The 14,629-nt window shown below is 32.3% G+C and carries 21 protein-coding genes; 4 read left to right on the top strand and 17 right to left on the bottom strand.

Going from position 1 to position 14,629, the window contains the following annotated elements:
• Nucleotides 1-2: 2 nt before the first annotated feature.
• From ACR0P1_RS03825 to ACR0P1_RS03770, 12 genes are all read right to left on the bottom strand, one after another.
• A complete protein-coding gene (locus ACR0P1_RS03825) occupies nt 3-755 on the bottom strand; it encodes a thymidylate synthase (RefSeq protein WP_432645084.1) in 753 nt (250 codons plus the stop codon).
• Entirely contained in the window at nt 727-1,041 is a 315-nt protein-coding gene (locus tag ACR0P1_RS03820; protein ID WP_432645083.1) for a dATP/dGTP diphosphohydrolase domain-containing protein, read from the bottom strand. The genes ACR0P1_RS03825 and ACR0P1_RS03820 overlap by 29 nt, the downstream gene beginning before the upstream one ends.
• Nucleotides 1,025-1,849, bottom strand: coding sequence for a hypothetical protein (locus tag ACR0P1_RS03815; protein ID WP_432645082.1), 825 nt, complete (start codon nt 1,847-1,849; stop codon nt 1,025-1,027). Before ACR0P1_RS03815 ends, ACR0P1_RS03820 begins: the two co-directional genes overlap by 17 nt.
• 355 nt (nt 1,850-2,204) lie before the next feature.
• Nucleotides 2,205-2,366, bottom strand: a complete 162-nt coding sequence (locus tag ACR0P1_RS03810; protein ID WP_432645081.1) for a hypothetical protein — start codon at nt 2,364-2,366, stop codon at nt 2,205-2,207.
• On the bottom strand, nt 2,338-2,487 hold the full coding sequence (locus ACR0P1_RS03805; protein WP_432645080.1) for a hypothetical protein: 150 nt from the start codon (nt 2,485-2,487) through the stop codon (nt 2,338-2,340). Before ACR0P1_RS03805 ends, ACR0P1_RS03810 begins: the two co-directional genes overlap by 29 nt.
• Nucleotides 2,488-2,489: 2 nt before the next feature.
• Nucleotides 2,490-4,124 carry a DNA polymerase gene (locus ACR0P1_RS03800; RefSeq protein WP_432645079.1) on the bottom strand — a complete coding sequence of 545 codons (1,635 nt, stop codon included), beginning with the start codon at nt 4,122-4,124 and terminating at the stop codon, nt 2,490-2,492.
• A 48-nt stretch (nt 4,125-4,172) separates the two neighbouring features.
• Nucleotides 4,173-4,766 carry a hypothetical protein gene (locus ACR0P1_RS03795; protein WP_432645078.1) on the bottom strand — a complete coding sequence of 198 codons (594 nt, stop codon included), beginning with the start codon at nt 4,764-4,766 and terminating at the stop codon, nt 4,173-4,175.
• A gap of 420 nt (nt 4,767-5,186) precedes the next feature.
• A complete protein-coding gene (locus ACR0P1_RS03790; RefSeq protein ID WP_432645077.1) occupies nt 5,187-5,801 on the bottom strand; it encodes a hypothetical protein in 615 nt (204 codons plus the stop codon).
• Between the two features lie 145 nt (nt 5,802-5,946).
• Nucleotides 5,947-8,196 (bottom strand): hypothetical protein, encoded by a 2,250-nt coding sequence (locus tag ACR0P1_RS03785; protein WP_432645076.1) that lies wholly within the window; start codon nt 8,194-8,196, stop codon nt 5,947-5,949.
• 184 nt (nt 8,197-8,380) lie between these two features.
• Entirely contained in the window at nt 8,381-8,722 is a 342-nt protein-coding gene (locus ACR0P1_RS03780; protein ID WP_432645075.1) for a hypothetical protein, read from the bottom strand.
• A gap of 10 nt (nt 8,723-8,732) precedes the next feature.
• On the bottom strand, nt 8,733-9,080 hold the full coding sequence (locus ACR0P1_RS03775; protein ID WP_432645074.1) for a hypothetical protein: 348 nt from the start codon (nt 9,078-9,080) through the stop codon (nt 8,733-8,735).
• Entirely contained in the window at nt 9,049-9,507 is a 459-nt protein-coding gene (locus ACR0P1_RS03770) for a hypothetical protein (RefSeq protein ID WP_432645073.1), read from the bottom strand. The genes ACR0P1_RS03775 and ACR0P1_RS03770 overlap by 32 nt, the downstream gene beginning before the upstream one ends.
• 430 nt (nt 9,508-9,937) lie before the next feature.
• Between ACR0P1_RS03770 and ACR0P1_RS03765 the strand changes: the two genes are divergently transcribed.
• Together ACR0P1_RS03765 and ACR0P1_RS03760 are read left to right on the top strand one after the other, a co-directional pair.
• Nucleotides 9,938-10,069 carry a hypothetical protein gene (locus ACR0P1_RS03765; RefSeq protein WP_432645072.1) on the top strand — a complete coding sequence of 44 codons (132 nt, stop codon included), beginning with the start codon at nt 9,938-9,940 and terminating at the stop codon, nt 10,067-10,069.
• Between the two features lie 24 nt (nt 10,070-10,093).
• Nucleotides 10,094-10,510 carry a hypothetical protein gene (locus tag ACR0P1_RS03760; RefSeq protein ID WP_432645071.1) on the top strand — a complete coding sequence of 139 codons (417 nt, stop codon included), beginning with the start codon at nt 10,094-10,096 and terminating at the stop codon, nt 10,508-10,510.
• Here the strand turns inward: ACR0P1_RS03760 and ACR0P1_RS03755 are convergent.
• The 5 genes from ACR0P1_RS03755 to ACR0P1_RS03735 form a co-directional block, all read right to left on the bottom strand.
• Nucleotides 10,500-10,682 carry a hypothetical protein gene (locus ACR0P1_RS03755; RefSeq protein WP_432645070.1) on the bottom strand — a complete coding sequence of 61 codons (183 nt, stop codon included), beginning with the start codon at nt 10,680-10,682 and terminating at the stop codon, nt 10,500-10,502. The two genes, ACR0P1_RS03760 and ACR0P1_RS03755, sit on opposite strands and share 11 nt — an antisense overlap.
• 491 nt (nt 10,683-11,173) lie before the next feature.
• On the bottom strand, nt 11,174-11,677 hold the full coding sequence (locus ACR0P1_RS03750; protein WP_432645069.1) for a hypothetical protein: 504 nt from the start codon (nt 11,675-11,677) through the stop codon (nt 11,174-11,176).
• 99 nt (nt 11,678-11,776) lie between these two features.
• Nucleotides 11,777-12,106: a hypothetical protein gene (locus tag ACR0P1_RS03745; protein WP_432645068.1), complete on the bottom strand. Its 330-nt coding sequence runs from the start codon at nt 12,104-12,106 to the stop codon at nt 11,777-11,779.
• Between the two features lie 79 nt (nt 12,107-12,185).
• Nucleotides 12,186-12,410 carry a hypothetical protein gene (locus ACR0P1_RS03740; RefSeq protein WP_432645067.1) on the bottom strand — a complete coding sequence of 75 codons (225 nt, stop codon included), beginning with the start codon at nt 12,408-12,410 and terminating at the stop codon, nt 12,186-12,188.
• Nucleotides 12,411-12,500: 90 nt separating this feature from the next.
• Entirely contained in the window at nt 12,501-12,683 is a 183-nt protein-coding gene (locus ACR0P1_RS03735) for a hypothetical protein (protein WP_432645066.1), read from the bottom strand.
• Nucleotides 12,684-12,980: 297 nt separating this feature from the next.
• On the opposite strand from ACR0P1_RS03735, the gene ACR0P1_RS03730 reads away from it, so the two are divergent.
• The gene (locus tag ACR0P1_RS03730) at nt 12,981-13,415 is read left to right on the top strand and encodes a hypothetical protein (RefSeq protein WP_432645065.1); all 435 of its coding nucleotides are present in this window, start codon (nt 12,981-12,983) and stop codon (nt 13,413-13,415) included.
• Between the two features lie 304 nt (nt 13,416-13,719).
• The coding region (locus ACR0P1_RS03725) for a hypothetical protein (RefSeq protein ID WP_432645064.1) at nt 13,720-14,629 on the top strand (910 nt) is incomplete at its 3' end.

Raw genomic sequence — 14,629 nt, 5'->3', positions numbered from 1 at the left:
CCTTAATCTAAATATTTTTGTATAAAATCATCTAACTTAGCCCAATGTCTTTCATAAATATGAAGACTCCCAGGCAGCCAATGAATATCCCCTGGATAAATCATCTGTGTTAATGCCACAGTTAATCTATCACAAAGTAAATTCAAAATCTCATTTTGCCACCATAAATCCGCACCAATCAATCCATAAACTATATCGTTACTGCGCATATATACTATGCAATGTAACATATCATTACGTAATAGATATTGCACTGCCAAAGTGCATATATGGTCTTTACCACCTATATAATGCATAAATGGGTTAGTATAATATGCTACAGCTCGTCTAGAAGTTTCATCTTTAGCAAGCTCAGCTAATACATTAGCAAACTGATAACCATTCTGTGCACTAAATAACAAATAACCATAGTTACTATTTATCTTTTGATTTTCATCAGCACATTTGAGCCAAGTTTTTGCATATTGTCCAATCCACTTTGCATCAAGAGATTGTGAATTATACCATTCATATTCTTTATTGATATAATCTTCTTTTGTTTTGAAAATATCAAAAAGATTTATTTTACCATTACTAGCTTTTCTATACTTAGCATAAAATACTAATGCTGCATTAACACCAACTAGTTCAATATATCTATTTGGTGTTCTACCAATACCAGTAAACCCTTTTGTAAATCTTTGTTGCCACATATCGTGTAAAGCCTCAGCAACAACTAAATCCCATTCATTTAATTCCATTACCTCTCCTTTCATTATCAAAATATAAGATAAAGAGACAACAGCATAATGCGTGAGCAAGATGAGGTTTCATTGTCTCATCATCTAAATCTGACCCACTTCGCCACGCTTCAATATGTCGAAATAATGCATCAACATAGCGCATAGGGTCATCACACAATTGCCAATTATTTTCACCATATTTCTGTGCACCAAATGTAAGAATTTCAACTAGTTGTTTTAACTCTCTTGGTGGCACAAGATGATATTTTGGCTTACCTGTATCATATTTGATAAATCCATTTTCATTCACTTCGTCCATCAAAATATCCTTTCATAATTTTATTTTCACCACAAGTTACTAAAGCTAAATTTAGCAAAGCATCTTGTTGTGACCGTCCAACTCTTTCAAAAGCATCTAATAACTGCTGATGATTATCACCACCCCTAGTTATTATATTCTTAACTTTAGCTGGACCAATTCCATGCAACCCTATAATATTATCAGACTTATCACCAATAATTGCCTGCATATAAGGCCACATATCAGCGTCTTCTTTTAAAGTAACTACCCAATGCATATTTTTGTTGAAATGTCCAGACTCATAATAGTTAAAGTGAGTTCCTTCAACAGCATTATATACATCTTTGTCAACACAACATAAAATATACTTTTCTGGATAGTTTCTTTTCAACCATACAACCGCATCATCTGCCTCGATTTCAGTATGTTTAAACCCACAATCGTGCTCAACAAACCAATCCTTTGCCTCAACTAAATACATTGGACGCCGAATATATTTTCTATTCATTTTATACTCAGGATAAAGTTTATAGCGAAAGCTATCTTTACCATAAGTAAAATGTAATTCATATTTTTGGCATCCAGTTAAGTCAAGAATTTTCTTGAGCTTTTCTTTAGCAAATTTTACGATTGTATCTATATTACTTTCGTAGATTGAATTATCACCTTCATCATAACTAGGATTGTCAAGGATTTTATTCCATTCATCATCGCTATAACTTTCTTTAGGTCCTAACTCAACTCTAGATTCCGCCGCTAGTGCCGCCGTATAAACTAAAGTATCAGCATCAATTAACGCTATCTTATCGTTCTTAGGTGGTAGCACTTCACCAAATTCACCTAGCGATATATCTTTGAAATCGCTTTCATTAAAATCGTTTAAATCGTTATTCATATTACGCCTTCTAACAAATTTTCAATTACCCGAAATCAATCGAAATATAATTTTAATATAAATACACATATAAATAATAAAATTTAACCTCGATTAAGTCGGGAAATGATTTAATCCGTTGATGATGCTTTAAATATTTTAAAAGGTAAAGACACCAACAACCACGCCACCCATAAACTAAGTCCTATACCTATTAGTGCTAGTATAACAAAAAAGAATTTGAATACAAACACTAGTATAAGACAAAATATAAATATTACTAGAATATCATCTAAAAAATCTATCATTACCCATACCTTTCATAAAGCATTCCACCATAAAATAGTGCTAGCATTATAAACATAATAAATACTGCGATTAAAGTAGCTTCTAATCTAAGAATAGTTACATATCTCTTTCTATACTTCGCACACTCTTTACTACTCATATAGTTCTTCTTCGTTGTCATAGTCAACCTCCATATCGTCAAAACAATCATCACAAATATCTATATCAAGAGATAATGGATAAAACCATTCACCACACATTTGGCATTCAATACTATACCTACCTAACTCTTCGTTGTCCATTTTTACTCCTTTACATTTATATCTACCAACATTGGTATATCTTTATATTTGAACGAATTCGACTTACTTAGTTCGGACCAGGCCTTTAACATAAAGAACTTTAGTGACTCTTTCCAAGTCTCAACTTCATCAGCTGGAACCTCAAGAAGTATTGAGTCGTGAACTACATTCACTATAAGTCCAAGAACATTTGGCACTTCTTTAACAAAGTAATGTATTGCTAATTTTGTACATTCAGCACCACTACCTTGCACTGGGATATTTATACCATCTGTTCCAAGTTTTGGCTTAACCTTCCAACCTAAAGCTGTATGCACATAGAATCCTGGCTTACTATAATTTTCCCAAATATACTTATGATGCTTCGCTATATCTTGATACATATCAAAATACTTCTTACGAATATCTTGTGCCTCTTGGTATGTAAATACAGAACCATAATTCAAAAACGCATAATCAACAAAAGTTTTAGCACTCATGCCGAATACAAATCCAAAGTTAATAGCTTTAGCCTTTGTTCTTTCATCTTTAGTTATATCAGCTCGTCCAGTCATTTTTTGTGCCATAGTAGTATGCAAATCTTCACCATTCTTTAGTTGATTATACATATACTTATCACCAAATAATGCGGCAGCCAATCTTAACTCAAGAGTAGAATAGTCAGCCTCTATCATTACTTTGTTTCCATCTATATTACGGAATAAATACTTTAAATCTCTTGGAATTTGCTGTGCGTTAATACCAGCCTGTAAGCCTTGCCCAGTAGCACTAAATCTTGAACTAACAGCTCCAGCTACATTAAACCTAGTATATACTCTAGGATAATTATAGCTTTCTAGCATCACCTTGCGCTTTAATAATCGCCGTTGGTCATAGATTAGTTGTGCTGTGTTATTACCATTAGCTATTAGATGCTTTAATGTCTCCATATCACTTTTATCAGTGCCAAGAACTTCTTTACACTGCTTAGGTGAATTAACATTAAAATCTAGTTGCTCAGCATTTTCATCTATAGCTACATTAGTATCTAGCATTTTTTGAGCTAAAGCTATTTGGTCAACAGGTATACCATTTTCTTGATATTCTACTGCATAAAGTAAAGATGCTATGTTAAGTCTATACGACATATTATCTCGCATTACTTTACATTTATCCCATAGTTTTTCTAATGCTATAACGTCAGTAGCTGCATACTCATATTGTTCTGGTGTTAATACTCCAGCTTTAAAACTTTTCTGCATCGCCTTCTTATTTATGTCAGAATACAAAGGTATGCCAACATATTCCATAACTGCATCAAGACTATACTTATCCAATCCTAAAAATGTTTGCTTAGCTAGGTATAATAAATCATCAAACTTAGTCACAGACTCATATAAATGAGTAGTAGCATCACATTGTGAGTATATACAAGCCATGTCATAACTAGCATTGTAAAATACACACCAATGTGCACATACAAACTCGTATATTTCGTTGGGATTAGGATTGTGGATTATAAATACTTTGCTATCTTGACAGACTTGAAATAGTAGAATTCTACCATAGAGTCCATCTGTTTCTGTATCACAAAAGCAAGGATTTTCTGGATTTATTTGTAAGTCTTTGAGAGTTTTAATAATTTCATAATTAACCATTTTTACAACCTTGTTAAGAATTTAGCGACGCTTTCGCGCCGCCATTGCTTAGAACGGAATTACATTATCCGCGTCATCTATCCCTTGGAATGAACCTTCATCGCTCAAGTCTTCAGCATTAACATTCATTTGATACTCTACGAACTTGGTAAGTTGTATAGCTTTCAAATAAAGTGTTACGCCTTTTGTGCCATTAGCATCATAGTAAGCAGCTTCACCGTGGATTACTCCTTGTGAGCCATTACCAATTGCTCGCTCGCCAAGATTTACTTCTTGTCCTTTAGCATTCAAGACTTTTACAATAGATTCACGTCCATCTGGCAACTTGGCATTACATTTAAAGGTTAAAGTAATTCGCCCAGTTTCTTCATCTGTTTCTTTGTCTTTTTCAGCACGCCAGCCGAGTGACTTAGCAGCTGTGCCTTTTTTCAGGTTAAGCTCAGTTTTGAAACCTTCCCAAATTTGCTGTAGCTCATTTAGGACTTGCTCTTTCTTTTCACCTTCTAGCACAATAGTAGCTACTTTTTGCATTTTACTACCATCTTTTGCCATTGATTGGTCAGCACCATCTTTACTGATATTGACCCACATTAGTTCGCCAATAGGTGTCTTAAAAGACACTTTATACGATTTTTTCGCCATCGTTCGCTCCTTTTCACTTTATTTAAAAATACTGCTAATTTTAGCAGGCAGGTATAACCTGCGCGGATGGCACTATAGATGCAACTAAATTTATTTTAAGGAAAAATGAAAAATCAGACACTAACTTACTTAAAGGCTAAAAATATTTAAATTTAAAGAAAGAAAATTTTAGTGCCATCCGCGCAAATTATACAAAGAACACTAACAAAGAAACCCAGTCTGTATGAGGGGTTTCTATGTTATCTCTTTTTATCTAACTCTTAATAGAATTTAGTTTAACCTCATTTCGGAGGTGAAGATAATTTAACCGAGCTAACGCAAAAGAAAGAAGAAAGAAAACAAATTCAAGGCATTTAAATTAGGAAAATATTATGCGTTAGCTCGGTTAAATTATCCGGGTGCCGAAGCACCCTCACTGCTCTACATTTTCTTAGGTGCACCTTTTAGCTCACCTTTAGCAACTTGTTTAGCAGTTTCTTCAGCGATTAGCTTTTCTTTAGCTTGTTTAGCTGATGCTTCTTTTTCTTTAGCTTTGTTGACAAAGTAGTCTTTTGTTACACCACTAAAATCAACTTTTGCGTCAGCAAGAACTTTAAGTTGTTTTTGCAACTCTTCATTCTTGATAGCACCAGAAGCAGCCTTAGAAATAAGCTCTTGTTGTTTTTTCGCAATATCTCTTTTAAACGCTTTTAGTGTTGCTTCACCAGGTTTAGAACCTCTACGGAAGCCAGTATCACCAATGCCTGCTCCTTTAGTTTCGTTATAGAAAAACTCACTTGTTGCAGGTAGCCATTTGCCAGAGATTGAGCAAAGAATTTCAGTGATTTTACCATTTGCATCGCGCTTGGTAATTTCATCAAGATTAGCAGATTTGCCAAATCCTGAAGCTTTTGGCTCCATATATTTAGCTACAATACCGCTAATCAAATCTTGTGCATCCTTTGCTACTTTCTTTGAGTCAAAAACAACTTTCAACTCTTCTGTAATCGCCGCGAATAATTGACCTTTTGAAGGTTTTTTACTATTAATAGGCATTTGCCACTCCTTATATTAAATTTTGAAATAACTCGTAAAGAAATGATTTTTATCTCATTTTTTACGCTGAAATTATAATATAAGATTTATTAAAAGAAGTTTAAACAGAATCAAAAAATTTTAATTTACTATTAACTATTACAGGTTATAATTCTATTTCGTCATTCACTAAATCTATATCTAAACTATCAGGCAATTTATCTCCAAGATAAACTACTGTCTTTCTTGATGTTGTTATCCTGTTACCATCTTTATAATCAGTTTGATTTGACTTACAACAACTAAGAGTATTAAGTTTTCTTTTAATTTTACCTAAGTCAAGAATTGAACATTGTGAAAATATAGATGGTATTGCAGCATACTGCTCATTTGTATTAAATACTCTTAAATAATATACTTTTAACCTAGTTGAGTATTCAATACTTTGTTTTATTTTAGGTATCGTAAGACCTATAGACAATAATAATTCTACCAATAACTCAACATTATGATATTCCATTGCACGCAGGATTTGGTCTTCAATATCTGCTGCAACTTCTTGGAATTGCTGATAAACTTCATCTTTCCAGTTTTCATTTGATTGATAATCCCTGTCACTAATAATATTAACATAAGAACTAGCTAAGAAATAAGCAAAATCTAGTGATTCAAGTTGAATTCTACGCTTTATCTCCATATCATCTAATTTAAGAGTTTCTGATACTTTCTTTTGAGATTTAAAAATAACTAATCGCCTATCTTGTATTTCATTAGATAATGCTATTTGCTCATTTGTAGCTAAGAAAAATGTTAATTCATTTGCATAAACACTATCTGAAAAGTCTTGATACATTTTACGCACAGAAGTAATCTTATCATTACCAGATATTTCATTTATAGTTTTGATGAGTTTCTTCTGTTCATTAGAATTCATATAATGCACCTCATCAATTAACACAATATCTGTATTAACCTGCCAAGCATTATATTTTTCTAATATAGACTCATAATTCATTTTACGAGTGCGATTATATGATAATTTTATAAAAACACCATTAACTACAGCTGATTTAAAAGAATGTGGCACACCAAAGAATACAAATATGATTGGTGAATACTCTCTATAAAGGTATTTTCTTTTCATAAAAGATAAAAACATTTGTAGTTTATCACCACAAGCATTTTCTAGTGCCTTCAATGTAGTATTTGGGTATCTTGGATGCTCAGGACCATAAGGCAACGATTGTTCTTGTGGAGTCCAAGATAAGAAATATTTAGCTGGTGAGTAAAATACTTCTTGTTCTTTTGACATTTGATAAAAATTAAAAGAATTATCTAAATAACCGAAAGGCTTGTCGGGTCTAGATACTACTTTAATTTGTTGTAGCAGTGGCAATAATTCTTGTTTTTTCATTTGTATACCACATTCAAGTAATATATAATCCATAATGTTAGCAGAATTTAAGAATATAACGTCATTAGTAACGTGATTATATATTAAGAAATTAAGCTGAGACTTTTCAATATAAGTCATAATTTCTAAAAGTTCTTGCTTACGATTATATTTTGTATAACCAACTTTATTCCATTTAGGATTATATTGATATTTTGGTGATTGAAAATCTCTACCCAAAATAGAATCAATTCGCTTTTGGTCTAATGGACTTGAAAACAAACTATTTAAGTAATTTATAATCCATTTGTGTGCTTCTACTGATACAGATGCATCTAGTGTTAAGACACCACTTAATGCTAAGATATACATGTGTGCTGATTCCGACTCTGGTAAATAGTCAGGGTGATAATCTATATCATACCGTAAATTTTCTTTCTTAGCATTCTTTTCCATAATATCTTTATATCTCTTTGGTGTAATGATTTTAAGAAAATGAGATATAACTATATTTATATTTTCAGCATCTTGTGGCGTTGTAACATTCGCCGTGATTATATTTCTAATCTTATCTATATAAAAACCAACTTTTGTGGCGAATTGCTCCACCTTAGTATCAGCATAGTGAGTATTAACTACAACCTGTTCTGATTTCGCATAATGTGCTATAACAAAATATTGTAAGAGTAATGGAATTGTATCCAACTCATCAGATTTACTCACTGTCTCCTTAGTCATATTCGCTTCAGTATCATAATACAATAAAGTATTCCCATATAGTGTATCCAACTTAGCTAACTTCTTACCATTTATATTTGCAATGTATTTTGTCAATTCATTATCTTCATATCTAAATAGTAAATGTCCACCAACTTTACCTAATGACTTGGATATATTACTCTTAGTTCCATTTCCATATAACTCTAGTGCCTTGTTAAATAAATCACTATCAAAATCTAAAGCAATTAAGTTGGACTTACCTAATACTAGTGCGAGTGGTTGGTCTTGTGGCAATTCAGACAATTTACTACAGCTATGGAGATTTTCATCTTTCGACCATTGTGGTATAATTAGCTCAGTTTGCTTACCATTATCTGATATTACCTTTTTGCCTTCGTTATTTCTAACTATTTTAGAGCCTTTCGGTCCTACAAATATGTAGAATATTCGATTCGCTTCTGCTGCCATAGCTCATCCTTTACGAACGTTAAATACGTTCTAGATTTCTAGGTTTATGCTTGTTATAATACTCTTCCATCTGTAATAACAGCTTATATCGTTTAGTTCCTTCCCTTGGTAGTAATGTCCACATATATTGTATCTTATCATATAATTCTTTATATGTGCAAACATTTACATATTTACCGTTGTAACCTTTCACCTTTTTTGAACGAAATGGATTTGCTCTAATCCAACTATTTATTTCTTTATATGTTACTGAGTCACCATCAAAAATTTTATTTACTACGAATTCGCCACGCTTTAAAGGTTCAAACTGACCTGCTCCAATAAATTTAGTTGAGCTTGAGCTGTTACTAGTTCTTGCCATCATTAACTCCTTATTTTATATTGTTTAATTTCTTAGGTTGTAGTCGCTGTCCCTCAATAGTATTATAGAATGTATTACGCAATAGCAAATACTTGTTCTGTAAATCTATTGTATACTCTAACAAGCCATCTTCAGTTATTGTCTCAACAAAGAAAATCTTTGGTGGCTGCATAACTTTCTGATATGTTAATGTATCTAGTTGTACTTTTACAGGAATATTCTGCTTCTGCACAGTGATTATCTCATTACTTGCACAACCAGAACTAAATATTGCCATACCAATCATCAAACCAAAGATAATACCAGTTACTATGCCGGCACCAACACTACTTAATATTGTTATTAACTTCTGCTTCATACTCTCTCCTTATTTCTATATTTAATTGATGTTTAAAACTTTCAAAACTACTTTTTATCATTTCGAGTTTATCATTACATTCAGCTTTTCTAAACTTTTCACCTTCTTTTATTACCAGCTCAGAATATCTTTCATCTAATACATTGCCGAGCCTACCAAACTCTTCACTTATAAGCTTATAGTCAGCCCTACTTGCCTCTATCGCATCATTCTGCTCTGCTATGGTAACTTTTAGTAATGCAATATTCTGTTTATGCTGTGTAACTTCAATATTTAAGTCGCGGATTTGTCCCTGTAAATATCCAATGGTGAGTATCAACACAAAACTAAATAAACATAAGATTATTGTAACCCAGTTAGCACCTTTACCATCATCGGATTTAAACAGACTTGTTATCGCACTAAATGCTATGCTAATCCAATTCATATCTTTCACCTCACAAATTTAGAGTCAAATGCGGTATTATATTATTAAAAACATTAAAAGAACATTAAACAAAAAATTTTACTATTTAACTATTACCAACTGAAATTTTATAAGAAAAGTATCTAACTAACTATGTGTAATTATTAGTGCGTATTCAAATCAATTTCCCGATTTAATTGATGTTTTATATAATAATATAATTTATCATAAGTGTTATTAAAATTGATTTCGGGTAATTGAAAATTTCCCGATTATATGTGTTTGTGAGTTTATATACACACGTATACGCATAAAGATTATCTAATAGTAAAATACTATCACTCAGTAAATTTTATTTAATTTTCTTTTAATATTTATTATTATATAATTTCATTATAAAATTTATAGCAGCATATAAATTTTATAGAAACTAATTTAAAGGAGGTTCAAAATGAACTATGTGAATTATGATGCTGATGACTATTTGTATGATGAATACGAGAGTCAAGATTTAGAGAGTGGTGAAATGACTGATTTGTTAACTAGCGATGATGCTGGGTTTGAAGTCTTTGAACTAATATAGTTGTAAGTAAGGAGGATAACTAAAATGAATCGCGCTAGTATATCTATAAAACAGATTGATGATATGCTAGCTGGTGCAAATTCGCTTAGTGATTTCGTAACTAAGTATAATGAATACAAGCAACAGCTAGCTAATGTGAGTGAGTCAAATGAACTATGTTATTGCAGGCTTCATAATCGTATGGAGCCATTAAAAGATATGGTAGTAACACCTAAAGGTAAGTCGAAAGGAGTTTGTAAAGCTGGAGATGTTATATGGCAAAGGCGATACCGTGAGATACAGAAACTTAAGCGGGAACTAGCTTGGGCATATCATAATGGTAACGAAACCCTTTACGACCAACTAACTAAGTCTCTTTATACTCTTGGACGTCAATTGAACTCTGTTAGTTCTTATGATTATGATAGAGATTGGAAAGAGTATTTAGCTACTAAGAAATAACAAGGTTATGTATGTATTTGGTAATTGCTAAGAATAATATCAAGTTGTTTCTAATAAAATCGAATAACTTAGAGTCTGTGATATTAACGACGATTAAGGTGTCAGTGATATTAACGACGATTAAGGTGTCAGTGATATTAACGACGATTGATTTAATTTCTTTTGTAAACACTTATACATACATTAACAACTATCCCCCTATCCCTCCTATATTTTTTTTTTATTTATAATTTAACCCCCTTTAGTGTGTGTAGTGTATAAATGTATTAAAGAGAGAGCGGACTTCTAGCTTTGTCGCCCGATAGACACTTTGTAATGTATTACGACTAGTTCTGAGTGACTCGTAAAAACATTCAACGTGATAGTAGTTCTGTCACTATTAGCGTCAGTTGGAACAAAGAAATGATTTCCATAAAATTGGTGTTTTACTGACGTTTTCTAGATATTGAAACCATTTCCCACAACAATTTTGTGTTTTATGTGTTTAAATAGAAACATCTATGTTTTCTTTAGTGTATAAATTAGTGTATAGGAGGCTTTGTGTGAGTTAGTATTACTTTGTGCGATTGCTGGTGGGGGGCGGGAGCGCTATAGAACTCGGGGATTACTATGTTGGGTTTAAAGAAAGGTGAAGATGCCTAATTAGGCATCTTCTGGAATTAACTATTTAGATTTAGGCTTCGATTTTAGCTCTGGAAAATCAGCGAAAAATTCGTCTTCGCATATTTTCACAACTAATTCACTTGACATATCAGTAGTGATATTTTCAAATGTAGAGACAATATTTTTAGTCTCTTTCAAATATTTACCTAAATCAACAAGCTTTTTAGCTTTATCTATTTCATCGTTAATGAAATAGTTAGAAGCATAACTTGCTACTAATGTAGACTTAGCATGCATCCATTCCCATTTGCGTTGTGCTGCTTTGCAGTAGTTAGCTACTCCATCCTTTTTAGATTTATTGGGCACCATGACCTCAATTGGGTGATATTCACCATGTCGTGAACACCATATCATAGTAACTCCATCTTTTTCAAAAGCTGGATGTGACTGCTTACTACTATTAGCTTGGAATAAAGAATATAGTTGCTCAGTAATTTGAGCTACTTTATCTTTGCTAATTTTTACGCCACTGTCTGCCAAAATGTTGATGATTTCAGTTCTCATCGTGAACTCCTTAAGAATAAATTTAGTTTAACGTCATTTCGGACGTATAGTTAAAATGATATAATCACCATAATCCCCACCGAAGTGGGGACTAGCTGATTATTTAGCTAAGCTAAAATCAATTGTAAATATGACATTTACAATATATTCAGAGTCGATGTAATCAAAGAATCCATCAACATACACGTCGGTAATCCATTTAAAGCAAGAAAGCTTTATTATTGAATCACCATTAAATAGTGATTTAATGTATTCTGGATTGTCCAGACGAAAGCTAATTTTACAATCTTCAACATATTCATCAGCTATTTCAAATAGATGATTTTCAAGCTCTGATATATCATAAGCAGTAGCACTTAATGCTATCCACTCATCAATAATTCTAGCTTTCATTTCCGCCATCTTTTGTCTGTTATTTAGTTTTTCCATGTTTTACTCCTTAAAGTTTTATTTAGGTCTATCATGGATAATAGACCCAATAATCGCCTCCAAAGAGGCGACTATGGACCTACATTTCTAGATATTTATGAACATTATCAGCATTTTCCAAATACCATTTGAAGTCATAATCAGCATCTTTATTAACAAAAGATACTATATTATCTTCGTTAGCCTCAACCCATTCAGCAAACTCTTCAGCTTGCCTTTCTTCGTCAATCAATGTTTGATTGTGAATATAAGCACTACTAATTCCTATAAACGCCACTAAAATACCAATTACTATCTTTTTCATAGTAACCTCCTTAAGAATAAATTTAGTTTAACGTCATTTCGGACGTAATAAACTCAACTGAGTCTATTTAATTAAATAGACTCTATGAATTTACATTTTGAAGCCAATACATTCAAATTGATTATAAATCAATTTAACATAGTTGTGTATTGTCATTAACAATGCTTCAATGTCATCTTCATCTTTATCATTATGACACAACCAATAAATTTGATTTTTTGCATCAAATTCAACCATACCACATTTTATGGCATTTTTAATTACTTGTTTCATTTTATCTCCTTTCCTAACAAGTTAATAGTAATAATATAATCTTAACGCCCCATTTGACAATTTAAGATTATATTATTTACAATGGTATCCACTAAAAATTTTTTAGGAATTTTAAAACTTCACCTAGATCTTAGTAGTCAAAATTTTTTAGGAATTTTAAAACTTCACCTAGATCTTAGTAGTCAAAATTTTTCCGGAAAATAAAACTTCATTTTGGATCTTAGGAACCTTATTATTAGTTTTATAAAACATTAAGCTTTATACTATATAATACCAAATTTTTCGTAAGGATTTACAATGAATGTAGGATTAACAGAACTCTGCAGAGCTGAGTATGAGACTGACCCTGATATCACAATTGATGAAATATGTGATAAGTATAGTATTGAACGAAGTGCGTTAGGACAAACTAGTGATTGGCAGAAAGTAATTGACTTAGCATCTCCAACCGAATCTGTTCCTGCCACAACTAATACACCAACTGTTCCTATATCTTTAGTTACCAAAGAAGTTTCATCTATAAAAGATCTTATAGATGAATTTAAAAATATTACTATAGGTGAAGCATTAGATAGGATGCGCTCTGAAGGTTCAGAGATGTCAGTAAAAGACATGAAAGAATTGGTTGCATTGGTTGATACGATAGATCGCTCTTATAATAAGCATAGTGATGCCAACCAAATTAACATAATAGTTCAGAATGTTATAAGTAGATATATAGATGATTGCTGATACAAACTTAGAAGAGTTTCTAACAACGAAACTTAGTTCTAAATTATGGCGTCTTGATAATCTATATAAAATTAGGGACAAGGCTGGACAGTTAGTAACTCTGAAACTTAATGACTCCCAACGTAAAGTATTAACTGAGTTTAGTCATAATAAAAAGATAATACTCAAATCGCGCCAGCAGGGTATATCCACCCTTGCAGTAGCTTATAACTTAGATGCCTGTTTATTTCATGATGGGTATGCTACAGGTATTCAATCTTATGGACAGGATGAGTCAAAGAAGTTACAGCGTAAAGCTGAACTGATGTGGTATGAATTGGATGCTGATATTAAGAAGTTACTCAATATATCACTAACAATGAATAATGCTAGTGGTATGGCTTTTAGTAATGGCTCAATACTAAAAATTGGGAACTTCAGAGGTGATACCCTACAATCTTTACACGTATCTGAACTAGCGAAGATAGCTAAAAAGTATCCTGATAAAGCTAATGAATTAAAAACTGGTGCCTTCCAGGCAATAGCTAAGGATTCTAAGATAACTATAGAATCAACTGCTGAAGGTCGCTTCGGATTATTCTATGACATGTGGAATAAAGCTGAAAATCAACGTAAAAGAGGGATTCAACTAACACCTTTTGACTTTCAGCCAATATTCTTATCTTGGGTAATTGATCCAGATTGTAACTTGACTGACGAACCTGAATTCGATAGAGCGATACTAGAATATTTTGATAAATTGGAACAGGATCATAACATCAGATTGACTGATACACAAAAGAACTGGTATCAGGCTAAATATAATGAAATCGGCTTTATGATTAAGCAGGAGTATCCAACAATTCCAGCCGAAGCATTTGAGCGTTCGTTGGAAGGAACATACTATGAACAAGAGTATAAAACGTTGAAAATAACTGATGAGCAAAAACCAGCTAAGTGTATTGTGCATTCGTCTGTAGATCTAGGAATGAATGATACTTTTTCCATAGGTTTCTTTGTTATATTAGATGATGGAACACCATTTATTATAGATGAATTCCACGACTCTGGTCACGGATTATCTTATTACAAAGATATTTATGATGCTTTTGCTGCTAAGTATTTATGGGATTATGGTGTAACTTTTGTTCCACACGATATAATGGTAAAGGAACTAACATCAGATAAAACACGGTTAGAAGTAATGCGTGAACTAGGTTTTAATCCAATAGTTG

This window comes from Methanobrevibacter sp. (assembly GCF_050872065.1).
GTDB lineage: Archaea > Methanobacteriota > Methanobacteria > Methanobacteriales > Methanobacteriaceae > Methanocatella.
The sequence above is the reverse complement of the archived record's forward strand: the minus strand, read 5'-3'. Positions and strand labels throughout refer to the sequence as shown.